At 69.9% G+C, this 14,306-nt stretch carries 14 protein-coding genes; 7 read left to right on the top strand and 7 right to left on the bottom strand.

Annotated features, from left to right (window positions below):
* Nucleotides 1-37: 37 nt before the first annotated feature.
* Both HOV77_RS01720 and HOV77_RS01715 read right to left on the bottom strand, forming a co-directional pair.
* Complete coding sequence (locus HOV77_RS01720) at nt 38-685, bottom strand: response regulator transcription factor (RefSeq protein WP_290856533.1); 648 nt, start codon at nt 683-685, stop codon at nt 38-40.
* Nucleotides 670-1,896, bottom strand: a complete 1,227-nt coding sequence (locus HOV77_RS01715) for a sensor domain-containing protein (protein WP_290856531.1) — start codon at nt 1,894-1,896, stop codon at nt 670-672. The genes HOV77_RS01720 and HOV77_RS01715 overlap by 16 nt, the downstream gene beginning before the upstream one ends.
* A gap of 109 nt (nt 1,897-2,005) precedes the next feature.
* Between HOV77_RS01715 and HOV77_RS01710 the strand changes: the two genes are divergently transcribed.
* Genes HOV77_RS01710 through HOV77_RS01700 form a run of 3 tightly spaced genes read left to right on the top strand, consistent with a single transcriptional unit; the run spans nt 2,006 to nt 5,523 of the window.
* Nucleotides 2,006-2,728, top strand: coding sequence for an ABC transporter ATP-binding protein (locus tag HOV77_RS01710; RefSeq protein ID WP_290856528.1), 723 nt, complete (start codon nt 2,006-2,008; stop codon nt 2,726-2,728).
* Nucleotides 2,725-4,962 (top strand): FtsX-like permease family protein, encoded by a 2,238-nt coding sequence (locus tag HOV77_RS01705; RefSeq protein ID WP_290856526.1) that lies wholly within the window; start codon nt 2,725-2,727, stop codon nt 4,960-4,962. The genes HOV77_RS01710 and HOV77_RS01705 overlap by 4 nt, the downstream gene beginning before the upstream one ends.
* 18 nt (nt 4,963-4,980) lie before the next feature.
* The gene (locus HOV77_RS01700) at nt 4,981-5,523 is read left to right on the top strand and encodes a hypothetical protein (protein ID WP_290856521.1); all 543 of its coding nucleotides are present in this window, start codon (nt 4,981-4,983) and stop codon (nt 5,521-5,523) included.
* Between the two features lie 124 nt (nt 5,524-5,647).
* Here HOV77_RS01700 and HOV77_RS01695 read toward each other — a convergent pair whose 3' ends face one another.
* Both HOV77_RS01695 and HOV77_RS01690 read right to left on the bottom strand, forming a co-directional pair.
* Nucleotides 5,648-6,328 carry a hotdog domain-containing protein gene (locus tag HOV77_RS01695; RefSeq protein WP_290856515.1) on the bottom strand — a complete coding sequence of 227 codons (681 nt, stop codon included), beginning with the start codon at nt 6,326-6,328 and terminating at the stop codon, nt 5,648-5,650.
* The gene (locus HOV77_RS01690; RefSeq protein WP_290856513.1) at nt 6,325-7,413 is read right to left on the bottom strand and encodes an exo-alpha-sialidase; all 1,089 of its coding nucleotides are present in this window, start codon (nt 7,411-7,413) and stop codon (nt 6,325-6,327) included. Before HOV77_RS01690 ends, HOV77_RS01695 begins: the two co-directional genes overlap by 4 nt.
* Before the next feature lie 96 nt (nt 7,414-7,509).
* Between HOV77_RS01690 and HOV77_RS01685 the strand changes: the two genes are divergently transcribed.
* The gene (locus HOV77_RS01685; RefSeq protein ID WP_290856511.1) at nt 7,510-7,869 is read left to right on the top strand and encodes a PH domain-containing protein; all 360 of its coding nucleotides are present in this window, start codon (nt 7,510-7,512) and stop codon (nt 7,867-7,869) included.
* On the opposite strand, the gene HOV77_RS01680 is transcribed toward HOV77_RS01685, so the two are convergent.
* The gene (locus tag HOV77_RS01680; protein ID WP_290856806.1) at nt 7,863-8,717 is read right to left on the bottom strand and encodes a 2-hydroxyacid dehydrogenase; all 855 of its coding nucleotides are present in this window, start codon (nt 8,715-8,717) and stop codon (nt 7,863-7,865) included. The genes HOV77_RS01685 and HOV77_RS01680 overlap by 7 nt on opposite strands.
* 84 nt (nt 8,718-8,801) lie before the next feature.
* The gene (locus HOV77_RS01675; RefSeq protein ID WP_290856508.1) at nt 8,802-9,170 is read right to left on the bottom strand and encodes a VOC family protein; all 369 of its coding nucleotides are present in this window, start codon (nt 9,168-9,170) and stop codon (nt 8,802-8,804) included.
* A gap of 198 nt (nt 9,171-9,368) precedes the next feature.
* On the opposite strand from HOV77_RS01675, the gene HOV77_RS01670 reads away from it, so the two are divergent.
* Complete coding sequence (locus HOV77_RS01670) at nt 9,369-10,472, top strand: PQQ-dependent sugar dehydrogenase (protein ID WP_290856506.1); 1,104 nt, start codon at nt 9,369-9,371, stop codon at nt 10,470-10,472.
* Complete coding sequence (locus tag HOV77_RS01665; protein WP_290856504.1) at nt 10,472-11,986, top strand: metallophosphoesterase; 1,515 nt, start codon at nt 10,472-10,474, stop codon at nt 11,984-11,986. Before HOV77_RS01670 ends, HOV77_RS01665 begins: the two co-directional genes overlap by 1 nt.
* A 79-nt stretch (nt 11,987-12,065) precedes the next feature.
* On the opposite strand, the gene gatB is transcribed toward HOV77_RS01665, so the two are convergent.
* Nucleotides 12,066-13,559: an Asp-tRNA(Asn)/Glu-tRNA(Gln) amidotransferase subunit GatB gene (gene gatB, locus HOV77_RS01660; RefSeq protein WP_290856501.1), complete on the bottom strand. Its 1,494-nt coding sequence runs from the start codon at nt 13,557-13,559 to the stop codon at nt 12,066-12,068.
* A gap of 167 nt (nt 13,560-13,726) precedes the next feature.
* Here gatB and HOV77_RS01655 point away from each other — a divergent pair, with 167 nt between their 5' ends.
* The gene (locus tag HOV77_RS01655; RefSeq protein ID WP_290856499.1) at nt 13,727-14,278 is read left to right on the top strand and encodes a Uma2 family endonuclease; all 552 of its coding nucleotides are present in this window, start codon (nt 13,727-13,729) and stop codon (nt 14,276-14,278) included.
* Nucleotides 14,279-14,306 lie beyond the last annotated feature (28 nt).

The raw sequence follows: 14,306 nt of genomic DNA, 5'->3' as shown, positions 1-14,306 counted from the left end.
TTGGCCTGCGTAACCGTGATCTGCAGCGGAAAGGCAGCTAAGCGCGGAGGTACGCGAGCACGGCGAGCACCCGCCGATGGTCCTCGGTGTCCTGAGGCAGGTCGAGCTTGGCGAAGATGCTGCGTACGTGCTTGTTCACGGCTGCTTCGGTGACGAACAGCTGCTTCGCGACGGCCGCGTTCGACCGGCCCTCCGCCATCAACGCCAGCACTTCCCGTTCCCGGGCGCTGAGCCGTTCCAGCGGATCCCGGCGTCGGCGGAGCAATTGGCGTACGACCTCGGGGTCGACGACCGTGCCGCCCTCGGCCACCCGCTCGACCGCCTGCACGAAGTCGGCGATCGCTCCCACTCGGTCCTTGAGCAGGTAACCGACGGCCAGCCCACCGCCCGAGTCGAGCAGGCGCACCGCGTAGGACTGCTCGACGTACTGGCTCAAGACGAGCACCGGCAGCTCCGGCCGCTCCTGACGCAGCTCGACTGCAGCGCGCAGGCCGTCGTCGGTGTTGCTGGGCGGCATGCGTACGTCGGTGATGAGCAGGTCGGGCTCGGCCGCCCGAACCGCCGCCGCGATCGCGCCCGCCTCCCCCACCGCGTCGACGACCTCGTGACCGAACCGGCTCAGGAGCCCGATCAGTCCCTCGCGGAGCAGCAGCGAATCCTCGGCCAGGACTACACGGAGTGGCATGGGATCTCCACGTGGAGCAGGGTCGGGCCGCCGGGCGGGCTCGACAGGCGTACGCGGCCGTCCACGACGGCGACTCGATCGGCCAGCCCGGTCAAGCCGCTGCCGGCGGACGGGTCCGCCCCGCCGACGCCGTCGTCGCGTACCTCGATGACGAGGAGGTCGGGTTCGAGGCGGCCCCGGACGGACGCATGCGACGCACTGGCGTGCTTGGCGACGTTGACGAGCGCTTCGGCGATCACGAAGTACGCCGTCAGCTCGACCACCCCGGCCACCCGGCCGGGCAGGCGGATGTCGACGGTGACCGGAATCGGCGCACGGTCGGCGATCTCCTCGATCGCGGCGGCCAGCCCGTGATCGGTCAGCACCTGCGGGTGCACTCCGCGTACGAGGTCGCGCAGTTCGCTCAGCACCAACGTGACCTGCTCTTGTGCTGCCGCCAGCTGGTTCGCGACGGCCGAGTCGGGCGCGACGTCGAGCCGGGCCAGGCCCAGCTGAACGCTGAGCGAGACCAACCGCTGCTGTGCGCCGTCGTGGAGGTCCCGTTCGATCCGCCGCCGCTCCGACTCGAACGCGTCGACCAGGCGCGCCCGCGACCGGGTCACCTCGTCGAGGCGTACGCCGAGCTCGTCGTCCCGCGGCGCGAGGAGTGCCCGCGTCAGGGCGGCGCGGGCGCCGGCCCAAGCCGTGATCGTGTACGGCGCGGGGAGCAGCATGGCGATCCCGATGACCATCCAGGGCCAGGTATTCGGGTCGGCGATCGGCACGCTCATGAAGTAGAACGGCAGCCACAGCGTCAGGGCCAGGACGCCGAGGTCGACGAACCACAGCCCGCCCAGCCAGATGACGACGAAGCTGAACTCCCGCCAGGTCGCCTGCTCGCGTAACCGGGTCGTCAGCCAGGCCCGCAGACCGGGCGCGGACGGCTTCCGGTGCGGGTCGGCAGCGCGGTCGAGATCGACGAGCCGCAGCCGCCAGCGCTCGAACCGGGCGACGTAGATCCCGGCCAGCGCGGTGACGACGAGGACGCCGATCCCGACGACGACGATCAGCAACAGCACCCCGGCCGCCGCGAGCCCGATCATCAGCAGGCCGGTGACGACGCCGACGGCCACCCCGGTCACGAGGTACGCCAACGAGCGCCACGGCCAGGACGAGGTCAGGAACCGCAGCGGCCGCTGGGCGATGGCCTGCCAGGCGGTTCGGGTCTGCACGCCTCGACGATAACGAGATCGACTTCAAAAAAGCGGTAGTGCTGGCACTACCCGTGAAGTCACGCCTGTGGCAATGATCTCCACGCCGAATCGGACTGGAATCGAAGGCATGTCAACCACAGTCCGCCTCGACGGTCTCCGCAAGACTTACCAGCAGGTCACCGCGCTCGACGGCGTCGACCTCGACTTCGACCGGGGCACCTTTACGGCGATCATGGGCCCGTCCGGTTCGGGCAAGTCCACGCTTCTGCAGTGCGCCGCCGGCCTCGACGACCCCACGTCGGGCAGCGTGACGCTGGCCGGAGTCGAGCTGGCCGGGCTGTCCGAGCACCGGCGTACGCTGCTGCGCCGCGAGCACGTCGGCTTCGTGTTCCAGGCGTTCAACCTGGTCGCGTCGCTGACCGCCGCGCAGAACGTCGAACTGCCGCTGCGGCTGGCCGGCCGCCGACCCAAGGCCGACCGCGTCCTCGCAGTCCTCACCGAGGTCGGGCTGTCGGACCGCGCCCAGCACCGGCCGGCCGAGCTCTCCGGTGGCCAGCAGCAGCGCGTGGCGATCGCTCGTGCCCTGATCACCCGGCCCGACGTCCTGTTCGCCGACGAGCCGACGGGCGCCCTCGACACGGTCACCTCACGGGAGGTGCTCGGCCTGCTGCGGCGCTCGGTCGACGCGTACGGGCAGACGATCATCATGGTCACGCACGATCCCGTCGCGGCCGCGTACGCCGATCGCGTCGTCTTCCTGGCCGACGGTCGCGTCGTCGGGGAGCTCAGCGGGGCCGACGCCGAGCAGATCGCCACCCGGATGGCTCGGCTCGAAGCAGGTGTCCGATGATCGCCACCGCCACCATTCGCGGCCGCATCAGCGGGTTCGTGGGCAGCTTCGCCGCGCTCGCGCTCGGCGTGACGCTGCTCGCCACCTCCCTGCTCGTGTACGCCTCCGCCGCGCCGAAGACCCCAGAGCGGTTCGCCGCTGCCCCGCTCGTCGTGCACGCGCCTGTCGCCGAGAACGCCGACGGAGTCGTCCGGGCGATGCGGCCCTGGTCGGTCGCCGAGACCGAGCAGCTGACGGCCGATCTCACCGCCCAGCCCGGGGTCAGTCAGGTCGTCGTGGACCGCGGCTTCTACGCCCAGGCGGTGGTCGACGGCCGGCCCCTGTCGGCCACGGACGGTCATAACTGGTCCAGCGCGCTGCTGGGTGCGTACAAGTTGATCGAAGGAAGCGCGCCGGACGCGGACGGCGAGCTGGTCGTGGACGCCGCGCTGGGTCTGCGGCCCGGCACGCGCGTGCCGCTGCTGACCGGTGCCGGGCCGACCGAGATGACCGTCGTCGGCACCGTGAGCGGCCCCGGCTATTACGTGTCTGACCGGCTGGCGACGCGTCTCGCGCCGGGTGTCGTCACGCTCGGCGTCTGGTCCACATCGGACATTGTGCCGACCGTGGGCGATCGCGGCGTCGTGGTCAGCGGCGACGAGCGCAAGATCCTCGAACCCGAGCAGGAGTCGCGCATCCGCTGGCTCGGCACGCAGCTGCTCATCGCCATGGCCACGCTGGGGGGATTCGTCACCGTCTTCGTCGTGTCCGGCACGTTCGCGCTCCAGGCCGCGCATCGCCGCCGCGAACTGGCCCTGTTGCGGCTCGTCGGGGCCACGCCCCGGCAGATCCGGCGGCTGATCGCGGGCGAGGCGCTGCTGGTGGGTGTCGCGGCGGCGGCTGCGGGGGCGCTGCTCAGCCTGGTCACCGCGCCTCTCCTGGGCCGGTTCCTGGTCCATTCGGGGCTGGAGAACGAAGATCTAGTGGTACGCCCAACGCTGGGGCCGATTCTGGTAGCCGTCGTGGTAGGCGTGGTCGTGGGGCTGGCCGGGTCCTGGTCGGCCGCCCGCCGATCGGCGCGCGTACGCCCGATGGAGGCGCTGCTCGACGCGTCGGTGGAGGCTCGGGCGATGACGCCTATGCGCTGGATCTGCGCCCTCTTGGCCACTCTTCTGACCGGCGCTATGGCGATCTTGACGGCCTCAGCCGATGCCGCCCACCGAGTCGACAACGCCCTGTTCACAGCGATGGCGGCGATCGTCGCCGCGACCGCTTGGGCACCACTCGTGCTCGGACCGCTGGCCCGACTCGTGACTTGGCCACTGCTGCGGCTCCGGGGTGCGACCGGGATGCTCGTGCGCGGCGAGATCCAGACCGCGACCCGGCGTACGGCGGCCACGGCCGCGCCGATCATCGCCACGGTCGGACTCGCCGTCCTGCTCAGCAGCATGGTCGCGACCATGCGGGAGGCGTACCCGGCGGGCAAGGCTCGTGAGCTGCACGGGATCTCCGTGGCGCTGCCCGACGAGACACCCGGTCTGACCGACGCGGCAGTACGCGCCTCGGGCGGCTCCGGCGACCTCACCACCCGGGTGTTCGCCGATTCGCAGGCCTTCTCCGCGTTCGGCCGGGCGTCGTTTGCGGCTTCGGGGACGCGGGTCGTGACCTTCGCGGACGGTGTATCGCTGTCCGTGCCGTTTGCCCGGTCCGGGGCGGATCTCGTCCTTCCCCGGGACGTCGTCCGGGCACACGATCCTTCGGCGCTGACTCCGTACGCCATGGGCGCTTCCGCTTCCGGCGGCTCCTCCTTCGGTCTTCGCGTCGTCGACGCGCAGACCTACGCCGAGGGCGAGTACGCCGAAGACACCCGGCTGTTGTGGCTGTTCGCGCTCGTCCTCATCGGACTGTCGGTCGGCTACACCGGAATCGCGGTGGCGACGACGATGGCGATGTCGGCCCAGGCCCGCCGAACCGATCGGCTCGTCCTGTCCCGCAGTGGCGCTCTGCAACGGCAGGTACGCCGTACGGTGGCCGTCGAGACGGTGTTCGTCGTCGGGGTCGGCGCCCTGCTCGGCCTGGCCGTCGTGGTACCCGGCCTGGCCGGGATGGCCCACGGGCTCGCCGAGGAGACCCAAACCGCCGTACGCCTCCACCTGCACTGGGCCACCGTCGGCTGGGTCACCGGGGCGTGCCTGCTGCTCGCCGTCAGCTCCGCCCTGCTGTCGGCCCGCTCTTCGGCCCGTTCCCGGGCTTGATCCGCATATCCTGACGGCATGCCGTTGACCCAGGCAGTGGCCCACCAGCTGCTGCGTGCACTACCGTCCCCGATCGGGCCCGGCCTGACCGGGGACGAACTGCGCGCCCTCGAAACCCGGTTCGGCTTCCGGTTCAATCCCGATCACCGCACCCTGCTGGCGGCCGGCGTACCGGGCGGGTCACGGCGCTGGCCCGACTGGCGCGGCTCCCCCGCCCTCCTCGGCGAAACCCTGGCCGCCCCGATCGAAGGAGTGCTCTTCGACGTCGAGGAGAACGGCTTCTGGCTCCCGACCTGGGGCATCAAACCCAGCACCCCCGACAAGGCGGTCGGCGTGGCCCGGCGCGCCCTGGCGCAGGCCCCGACACTGGTCCCCGTCTACGGCCACCGGTACGCCCCCGCGCTGGACGTCGCCGACCTGCCGATCTTCTCCGTCATGCAGACCGACGTCACCGTGTACGGCGACACCCTCGCCGACTACCTCTTCCGCGAGTTCGGCGTCGGGGGCTCGGACGCTCGCTCGTCCCTCGCTCGCGTCCCCTTCTGGTCCGCCCTCCTCTGACCTCCTCTCCCGCGCTTTTCTCCGTTGTTTCCGCGCGATCATGAACTTTCGGGCGTGATCGACCGGCGTGTCGTGTCCCCGCTGCCCTGATCGTTTCCTCGCAACCATGATCGCGCGAGCGGGCTTAGAGCAGGGCGTACACGGTGGTGGCCTGGGCGGCGAGAACTCCGCCGGCCACCATGTCGACCTGCGCGAACGCCATCGACCGGCCGAGCTTGGTCAGGCGCGCGGTCACCAGCACGTCGACTCCGACGACGGGACGCTGGAAGGTGGCGTTGAGCTGCACGGTCGTCATCGGGCCGAAGCCGCCCCTGGCCGAGCTGATCGCGATCACCGTCGCGGTGTCGGCCGCCGCCATCAGGGCCTGCCCCGACAACGCGCCGCCTTCCCGGGCGAGCCGTGCCGACCAGGGCAGGCGCAACGTCGCGTAGTCCGCGCCGACCTCTTCGACGGTGAGGCTGAGGTCGCGTACCCAGTCGGCGAAGTTGGCGGCGAGCACCTTGTCTCCGTCGGCCGCCGTGAACTCCGAGCCACCGGCGACCGACGGCAGCACCTGGATCTCCGCGCCGTCCGCGACCGGGGTGGCCAGTCCGGCCAGGCCCCGGCAGTCCTCACCGTCGACGTAGACGTTGACGTAGCGCCGCAGCTGTCCCTGCTCGTCTCGCAGCCGGCGACCCAGCCGCGGCCACTGCCGTTCCACCTCGGCCAGGACTGCAGCGAGGTCGCCGGTGGCGTCGACCGAGACGGACTTCTCCCCCGCGATCTCCGTACGCAGAGCGGAGGGCACCAGAACCGTGACGCTCACAGCGCGACCGCCCGGAGGCAGAGGATGCCCGGGAGTTGCGTGGCGACGCGTTCCCACGACTCGCCTTCATCGGGGCTGGCGTATACCTCGCCGCTGCGCCCGCCGAAGTAGACCCCGGCCGGATCGGCGGTGTCGGTGCACATCGCGTCACGCAGCACGGTCGAGTAGAACGGCTCGGTCGGCAGCCCGGCCGACTGTGGCTGCCAGGACTTCCCGGCGTCGGTACTCCGGAAGACCTGACACTTGAAGTCCGGGGCGAACCGGCTGCCGTCGGCGGTGAGCGGGAAGTTCCACAGCGTGTCGCCGCGGCCGGGGTGCGCGACCACCGGAAAGCCGAAGTCACTCGGCAGGCCGTCGGCGATCGAGGTCCAGGTCACGCCGTCATCGTCGGACCGGTAGACGCCGTGGTGGTTCTGCAGGTAGAGCCGCTCCGGATTGGCCTGGTCGCGGGCTACCTTGTGCACGCATTGACCGAATTCGGGGAACTGGTCGGGCAGGAAGTACGCCTTGATCCCGGTGTTGGTGGCGGACCACGTCCGGCCGCCGTCGGTGGTGCGATAGACGCCACCGGTCGACATCGCGACGAGTACGCGATCAGGGTCGGCCGGGTGCGGGGTGATCGTGTGGATGGCCTGCCCGCCGAATCCCTCGCCCCACTGCGGCCGATGCGGGTGGTCCCACAGACTCTGCACGAGCTCGTAACTCACCCCGCCGTCGACCGACTTGAACAGCGCCGACGGTTCGGTGCCGGCCCACACCACGGACGGGTCACCCGCAGCGGAACCGGGCGCGAAGGCCCAAACCCGCCGCAGCGAGGTCTCGGTCCCGGCCGGGAAGGCGATCGGCGCTTCCTCCGGCTCCCGCCAGGAGGCGCCGAGGTCGTCGCTGACCGCCACGCTCGGCCCGAAATGAGAGCTGTCGATCGCGGCGAGCAGCCGCGGAGTAGCCGGGCGGGGGTCGATGCCCACCGCGTAGATCGCCGTCATCGGGAAGTGCGGGACACCGACCTGCCACGCTTGCCCCGGCTGCTCCCGCCGGGCCAGGAACAGGCCCTTGCCGGTCCCGATCATCAGCAGTACGGACATCGCAACCTCCCGATTGGTCCAGCGACGCTGCCTTCACCAACCCCGACAGTATTCCCGTGATGTCCGACACTTAGCAGGACATGCGAGAATCCGCAGGTGACCAGCTTCCGTCAGCCGACCGCCGTGCCGGTCGCCGGCCTCATCGCGGCCATCGGCGCATTGCCCCTGCTCCGGGCCTCGGGATGGTTCGTCTTCGTTCCGCTGGCGATCGCCGCGTTCGCCGTCTGGGCGTGGCGCTCCGGCACCGACGCCGACTCGAACGGGGTACGCGTACGCGCGCTCTTCGCGAGCCGGAAGATCGCGTGGTCCCGGATCGACGCTTTCGTCCCGGCCGACCGCAACAGGGTGGAGGCCGCCCTCACCGACGGCAGCCGCATTACGCTGACCGCCGTACGCCCGGAGGACCTCCCCCGGCTCGTGCAGGCGAGTGGAAAGGCACTTGAACAGGCTCAGTAGCCGTCGCGTACGACGTTGACGAGTTCCTGGCCGGCGGCGTACCGGCGCATTTGCGCTCCGGCGAGTTGGTAGCCCCGCCGGAGCACACCTCGCACCGACCCCGCCACATGCGGCGTGATCAGGACGTTCGACATCGTCCACAGCGGACTGTCGGCGGGCAGCGGCTCCGGATCGGTCACGTCGAGCGCCGCCCACAGACGGCCGGTGCCGAACTCGGCGACCAGCGCCTCGGTCGACGCGACCGGGCCTCGGGCGGCGTTGACCAGCAGCGCCCCATCCGGCATCGCGGCCAGGAACGCCTTGTCGATCAGGCCGGTCGTCGCCGGGGTCAGCGGCACCAGCACCACCACGATGTCGGCCTCGGGCAGCAGGTGGGGAAGCTCGTCGACACCGCGTACGCCGTCGGCCGGGCGAGCGGTGCGAGCCACGAAAGTCAGGGAGACCTCGAACGGCTCCAGTCGCCGGGCGACCGCCGAGCCGATCGATCCCGCCCCGACGATGAGCACCCGCTTGCCGGCCAGCTCATCCGTCGGCGTGACCTCCGCGTACGCCCACCGGCGGTCGGCCTGCGCCCGGGCGAAGTGGTCGAACCGTCGCAGCGAACTGAGGATGGCCGTGAGCACCCACTCCGAGGTGCTCGAATCGTGGACTCCACGAGCGTCGCAGAGCGTGACGCCGGGTGGCACCTTCGGCGCCCAGGCGTCCGCCCCGGCCGAGAGCAGCTGCACCACTCGCAGCGACGTCATCCGGGGCAGCAGGACGGTCGTGCTTCCGCCGGACAGGAACGGCGGCACCCAGAACTCCACCTCGGCGGGGTCGCCCGGCAGCGGCGAGTCGGGGGTGGGCAGGAACGCGAGGTCCGCCCCATCCGGCAGCGGGCCCAGGAAGTCGACGGCGTCGGGGTGCGAGATCCAGATCTTCACCCGTTCAGCCTAGGCTCGACGGCGCTCCTCTTCGCTCCGCAATACGCAGAACTCGTTGCCTTCGGGGTCCGCCAGCACGGCCCAGCCGAGTCCGTCGGGCCGCCGATGGTCGGCGACGAGGGTCGCGCCCAGCCCCAGAACGCGATCGACCTCCTGGTCGCGGGGAATCTCCGGGGTGAGGCAGATGTGCACCCGGTTCTTGACCGTCTTCGGCTCCGGTACGCGCTGGAAGTACAGCGCGGGACCTTCGGGCGGCTGGATCCCGGTCTCCGGATCGTCCGGCTCGTGGTCGTCATCGAGCCGGACGTGCATCACCTTGGCCCAGAACTGGGCGAGCGTGTACGGGTCGGCGCAGTCGAACGCCACGTTGCGAATCATCGGCACGTCCCCGATTCCACTCCCCGACCAGGACAGCCGCAACCTAGTTGCCGGCGGCGACCGCTGCGTTGTGCGTACACGTTGAAGGAACCGATCGACCGGGTGCGGTGTCGTCGTCTTGTGACGACACCTAGCACACGACACTGTGTCGTCGTCTTCATGACGACACCCTGGACGAGCGTGCGTAGGGTTGGTGCCATGCGCCGTGCCCTCGCCGTGGCGATCGCGACCGTGACCTTGACAGCCGGCTTGACCGGCTGTTCCGAAAGCCGCAACCCGGACGTGGTCGCGCCGTCCGCGCCGACCGTGCCCGCTTCGACCGCGACGGCCGGCCCGCCCACGGTGGTGAGCACGACGGTGCTGGTGGAAAAGCTCGAGGTGCCGTGGGGGGTGGCGTTCCTGCCGGACGGCTCCGCGCTGGTGACCGAGCGCGAGAGTGGCCGCGTGCTTGCCGTCACGACCGATGGGACCAGCAAAGAGGTCGGCAAGATCACCGAGGCGGACTCGAACGGCGAGGGCGGGCTGATGGGCATCGCCGCGTCCCCGCAGTACGCCCAGGACCAGACGTTGTTTCTGTACTACACCACGAAGTCGGACAACCGGATCGCCCGCTGGAAGATCGGCGAACAGCCGCAGCCGATCGTCACGGGCATCCCGATCTCGGGGATTCACAACGGCGGGCGGCTCGGGTTCGGACCGGACGGCTTCCTGTACGCCGGGACCGGCGACGCCTCACACCGGGGGAACTCGCAGGACCTCAAGAGCCTCGGCGGGAAGATCTTGCGGATGACCACCGACGGCAAGCCCGCGCCGGGCAACCCGTTCGGCGACTCGCTGGTCTGGTCCTACGGCCACCGCAACGTCCAGGGGTTCGCCTGGGACTCGGGCGGTCACCTGTGGGCGACGGAATTCGGCCAGAACAACTGGGACGAGATCAACCGGATCGAGCCGGGCAAGAACTACGGCTGGCCGGAGGTCGAGGGAGCCGCCCACGACGCCCGATTCGTCGACCCGGTCGTCGCCTGGCAGCCCGACGAGGCGTCCTGCTCGGGCGCGACGATCAGCCATGATCGCCTGGTCGTGGCCTGTCTGCGCGGGCGTCGGCTGTGGGTGATACCCCTCAACGGCGCGGCCGGGACGATGGCGGCCCCGCCGGTCGCGGCGCTGCTCGACGAGTACGGGCGGCTGCGGCACGCCGCGCTGGCCCCGGATGGTTCCGTCTGGGTGCTGACCAGCAATAAGGACGGACGCGGCCAGCCTGAGAGTAGCGATGACCGGATTCTTCGGGTAAGTCTTGGTTGATGCGGCGGTTACGGGTTAGGACGATCCTCGACGCCAGCGGGCTGCGCGCTGCGGTGCGTACCCTCGGTGTCCTGATCGTGACCCTGGCGGGAGTGTGGATCGGCGTCGCGCTCGGCGCCCACACCTCCACCCCGGTCGGCCCGTTCCAGGCCACCCTGTCGATCGAGCCCACGCTCTACGGTGACAGCGAAGTCGACATCCCGCCGCTCGGTTCGCTCAGCTTCGACACCCACGACGGCCCGGCTCACGTCTCCGTCCAGATGGACTCGCTCGACCGTGGGCGTACCGAACAGCTCATCTCGGATCGCACCGCCATCAGCCGGGCCAGCGAGCACGCCGTCGACGACGTGCTGAGCGGCCTCGTGCGGCTCGTTCTGCGTACGCTGTCGGTCGCGATCCTGGCCACGATGGCGCTCGCCGCGTTGGTGTTCCGGCGGATGAGCCGGGTGGCGTTGTGCGGTGGGCTGGCGTTGGTCGTCACCGGGGGTTCGCTGGGCTTGGCGCTCGCCACCTTCCGGGCCGACGCCTTGTCCGAGCCCCGGTACGACGGGTTGCTCGCCAACGCCCCCGCCGTCGTCGGCGACGCCCGGAAGATCGCGCAGAACTACACGGCGTACGCCGATCAGCTGCAGAAGCTGGTCAACAACGTCTCGACGCTGTACAGCACGCTGTCCTCGTTGCCCACCTACGATCCCGCGCCTGGGACGGTACGCGTACTGCACATCTCGGATATGCACCTCAACCCGGCGGCGTGGACCGTCGTCCGATCCGTCGTCGAGCAGTTCAAGATCGACGTGGTGGTCGACACGGGCGACATCAACGACTGGGGCAGCGAAATGGAAAGCTCGTACGCCGACTCGATCGCCCTGCTCAAGGTTCCCTACATCTACATCCGTGGCAATCACGACTCGGCACTGACCTCGTCGGAGGTCGCGAGCCAGCCGAACGCGATCGTCCTGGAGAACGGCATCACCACCGTCAAAGGCATCACCTTCGCCGGCATCGGCGACCCCCGCTTCACGCCGGACAAGCAGGAACGCGCCAGCGATTCGCTGCTCACCGACAAGACCGTCGACCTCGTCCGCTCATCGGGCACGAAACTCGCGGCCACCATCGACGCCCAGCACGGCAAGGTCGACGTGGCGCTGATCCACGACCCGATCGCGGCCGGCCCGATCGCGGGTCACTGCCCGATCATCCTCGCCGGGCACACCCACGCCCGCTCCGTGTCGACCATGCCCGCGGAGCCCGGCACCGGCGCCACGGAGGACGCCAGCCTGCTCTTGATTCAAGGCTCGACCGGCGGTGCGGGCCTTCGCGGACTTGAATCTGGTACGCCGTTGCCGCTGGCGATGTCGGTGTTGTATTTCTCCGCACCCACCGGGACGGCATCGGCCGACCTTCAGGCGTACGACGACATCCACGTGGGCGGGACGGGCTTGGCTCAAGTGTCGCTGACCCGGAAGGTCGCACCCTTCACGTCCGTTGCGCCGACGCCGACTCCCACCGGCTAGTTCTTTCGCTGCAGATCACGGTAATGCAGGCCTCACCGCGCGGTTTTGGCCTGCGTAATCGTGATCTGCAGGGTTCCGGTCAGGAAAGGCGGCTCAGGACGAGCTCGCGGACGGTCTTCGCGTCCGCCTGCCCCTTGGTCGCCTTCATCACCGCGCCGATGAGCACCCCGGCCGCCGCGACGTTGCCACCACGGATCTTGTCGGCGACGTCGGGGTTGGCGGCGATCGCGTCGTCGACGGCGGCCGTCAGCGCGCCCGAGTCGGAGACCACCTCGATGCCCCGGGCCTGCATGATCTGCTCCGGGTCGCCTTCACCGGCCACGACGCCCTCGAGCACCTGGCGGGCCAGCTTGTCGGTGAGCTTGCCGTCGTCCACGAGCTTCTGCAGCTGCGCGACCTGCTTCGGAGTCGCCCCGATGGCGGCCAGCTCGACGCCGGTCTCGTTCGCCTTACGCGACAGCTCGCCGAGCCACCACTTGCGAGCGGCTTCGGCGACGGCGCCTTCGGCGATGGTGGCCTCGATCAGCTCGACCGCGCCGGCGTTCACGACCGACTGCATGTCCAGATCGGACAGCCCCCACTCGCGCTGCAGCCGCTGACGGTGTACGCGGGGCAACTCCGGCAGCGCGGCCTGCAGTTCGCGTACCCACGCGGTGTCCGGTGCGAGCGGCACGAGGTCCGGCTCCGGGAAGTACCGGTAGTCGGTCGCCGTCTCCTTCGAGCGGCCGGAGGTGGTCTCGCCGGTGTCCTCGTGGAAGTGGCGGGTCTCCTGGGTGATCGTGCCGCCCGCGCTCAGCACGGCCGCCTGGCGGATCATCTCCGACCGCACCGCACGCTCCACGCTGCGCAAGCTGTTCACGTTCTTCGTCTCGGTACGCGTACCCCACTCCTCGCCCGGCCGGTTGAGGGAGGTGTTCACATCACAGCGGAGCGAACCCTGCTCCATGCGTACGTCGGAGACGCCGAGCGAGCGGATGACGTCCCGGAGTTCGCTGACGTACGCCCGCGCGACGATCGGCGCCTTCGCACCCGTGCCCGGGATCGGCTTCGTCACGATCTCGACGAGCGGGATGCCGGCCCGGTTGTAGTCCACCAGCGACTCCGACGCGCCGTGAATGCGGCCCGTCGCCCCGCCGACGTGCAGCGTCTTGCCGGTGTCCTCCTCGAGGTGCACCCGCTCGATGCCGATCCGCACCATCTCGCCGTCGACCTCGACGTCCAGCCACCCGTCGCTGCACAGCGGCTCGTCGTACTGGCTGATCTGGTAGTTCTTCGGCATGTCCGGGTAGAAGTAGTTCTTGCGGGCGAACCGGCACCACTCGGCGATCGAGCAGTTGAGCGCCAGGCCGATCCGGATGGTCGCCTCGATCGCGGCCTTGTTCGCCACCGGAAGGCTGCCCGGCAGTCCGAGGCACACCGGGCAGACCTGCGTATTGGGCGCGCCCCCGAAGACGGTCGGGCAGCCGCAGAACATCTTGGTCCGCGTACCCAGCTCGACGTGCGTCTCCAGCCCGACGACCGGCTCGAACGTCGCGGTCACTTCGTCGTACGCGGGCGGCGCAACCGTCGTCATGCTGGACTCCTCGGCACATGCTCTCGGCGAGCTACGAAACGCGGCAAACTACCCGACCAGGGTAGTCGGCCGACCCCTCGGTCCCGCGACCGGGTTTCCGCCGTCGCATGCCGATCCATCAGGCGGGGCAGAATGACGCTCTGGGGAATCTGTCGGTGGAGGTGGGCATGACGATCGTGCTGAGCAGACACCTGCTGCCCTGGACCGAGCAGGAGTACTTCGCCCTGGGCGAGACTTCTGTGCCGATTGAGCTCCTCGATGGGAGCCTCTACGTGAGTCCAGCGCCGACAAGGCGACACCAGATGATCTCCGGCCATCTCTCCACCGAGCTTCTCGGCTCCGCCGACGCGGCCGGCCTGGTTGTCCTCAGGGCGATCAATCTTCGACTGCGACCCGGCCGGGTCGTCATCCCCGATCTCGTGATCGCCGAGGCGGGAGACCTGGAGGCGCTGAGTCTCAGCCCGGACGAGATCCGCCTCGTCTGCGAGATCACCTCGCCCAGCAACGCCGCGCATGACCGAGTAACGAAGATGTACTACTACGCGCAAGCCGGTATCGAGTGGTATCTCCTCGTCGAGCCGGAGGGTCCTGTCCTCCAGCTCTACCATCTAGAGGGCGATACCTATCGAGAAGCTGCGACGGCTGCGCCTGGAACACCGCTGGTCCTGACCGAGCCGGTCAACGTCACGATCGACCCGCGCGACCTACTGCCGGGCTGACGCGAACCGCCGCTGGGCTGACCGGTAG

Origin of the sequence: Hamadaea sp., from assembly GCF_013362815.1 — a bacterium.
Classification (GTDB): Bacteria; Actinomycetota; Actinomycetes; order Mycobacteriales; family Micromonosporaceae; genus Hamadaea.
The sequence above is the reverse complement of the archived record's forward strand: the minus strand, read 5'-3'. Positions and strand labels throughout refer to the sequence as shown.

Bases quoted from the DNA above. Each gene is read 5' to 3' on its own strand.
- HOV77_RS01720 (WP_290856533.1), bottom strand. From the start codon at position 685: ATGCCACTCCGTGTAGTCCTGGCCGAGGATTCGCTGCTGCTCCGCGAG.
- HOV77_RS01710 (WP_290856528.1), top strand. From the start codon at position 2,006: ATGTCAACCACAGTCCGCCTCGACGGTCTCCGCAAGACTTACCAGCAG.
- HOV77_RS01705 (WP_290856526.1), top strand. From the start codon at position 2,725: ATGATCGCCACCGCCACCATTCGCGGCCGCATCAGCGGGTTCGTGGGC.
- HOV77_RS01700 (WP_290856521.1), top strand. From the start codon at position 4,981: ATGCCGTTGACCCAGGCAGTGGCCCACCAGCTGCTGCGTGCACTACCG.
- HOV77_RS01690 (WP_290856513.1), bottom strand. From the start codon at position 7,413: ATGTCCGTACTGCTGATGATCGGGACCGGCAAGGGCCTGTTCCTGGCC.
- HOV77_RS01675 (WP_290856508.1), bottom strand. From the start codon at position 9,170: ATGATTCGCAACGTGGCGTTCGACTGCGCCGACCCGTACACGCTCGCC.
- HOV77_RS01670 (WP_290856506.1), top strand. From the start codon at position 9,369: ATGCGCCGTGCCCTCGCCGTGGCGATCGCGACCGTGACCTTGACAGCC.
- HOV77_RS01665 (WP_290856504.1), top strand. From the start codon at position 10,472: ATGCGGCGGTTACGGGTTAGGACGATCCTCGACGCCAGCGGGCTGCGC.
- gatB (WP_290856501.1), bottom strand. From the start codon at position 13,559: ATGACGACGGTTGCGCCGCCCGCGTACGACGAAGTGACCGCGACGTTC.
- HOV77_RS01655 (WP_290856499.1), top strand. From the start codon at position 13,727: ATGACGATCGTGCTGAGCAGACACCTGCTGCCCTGGACCGAGCAGGAG.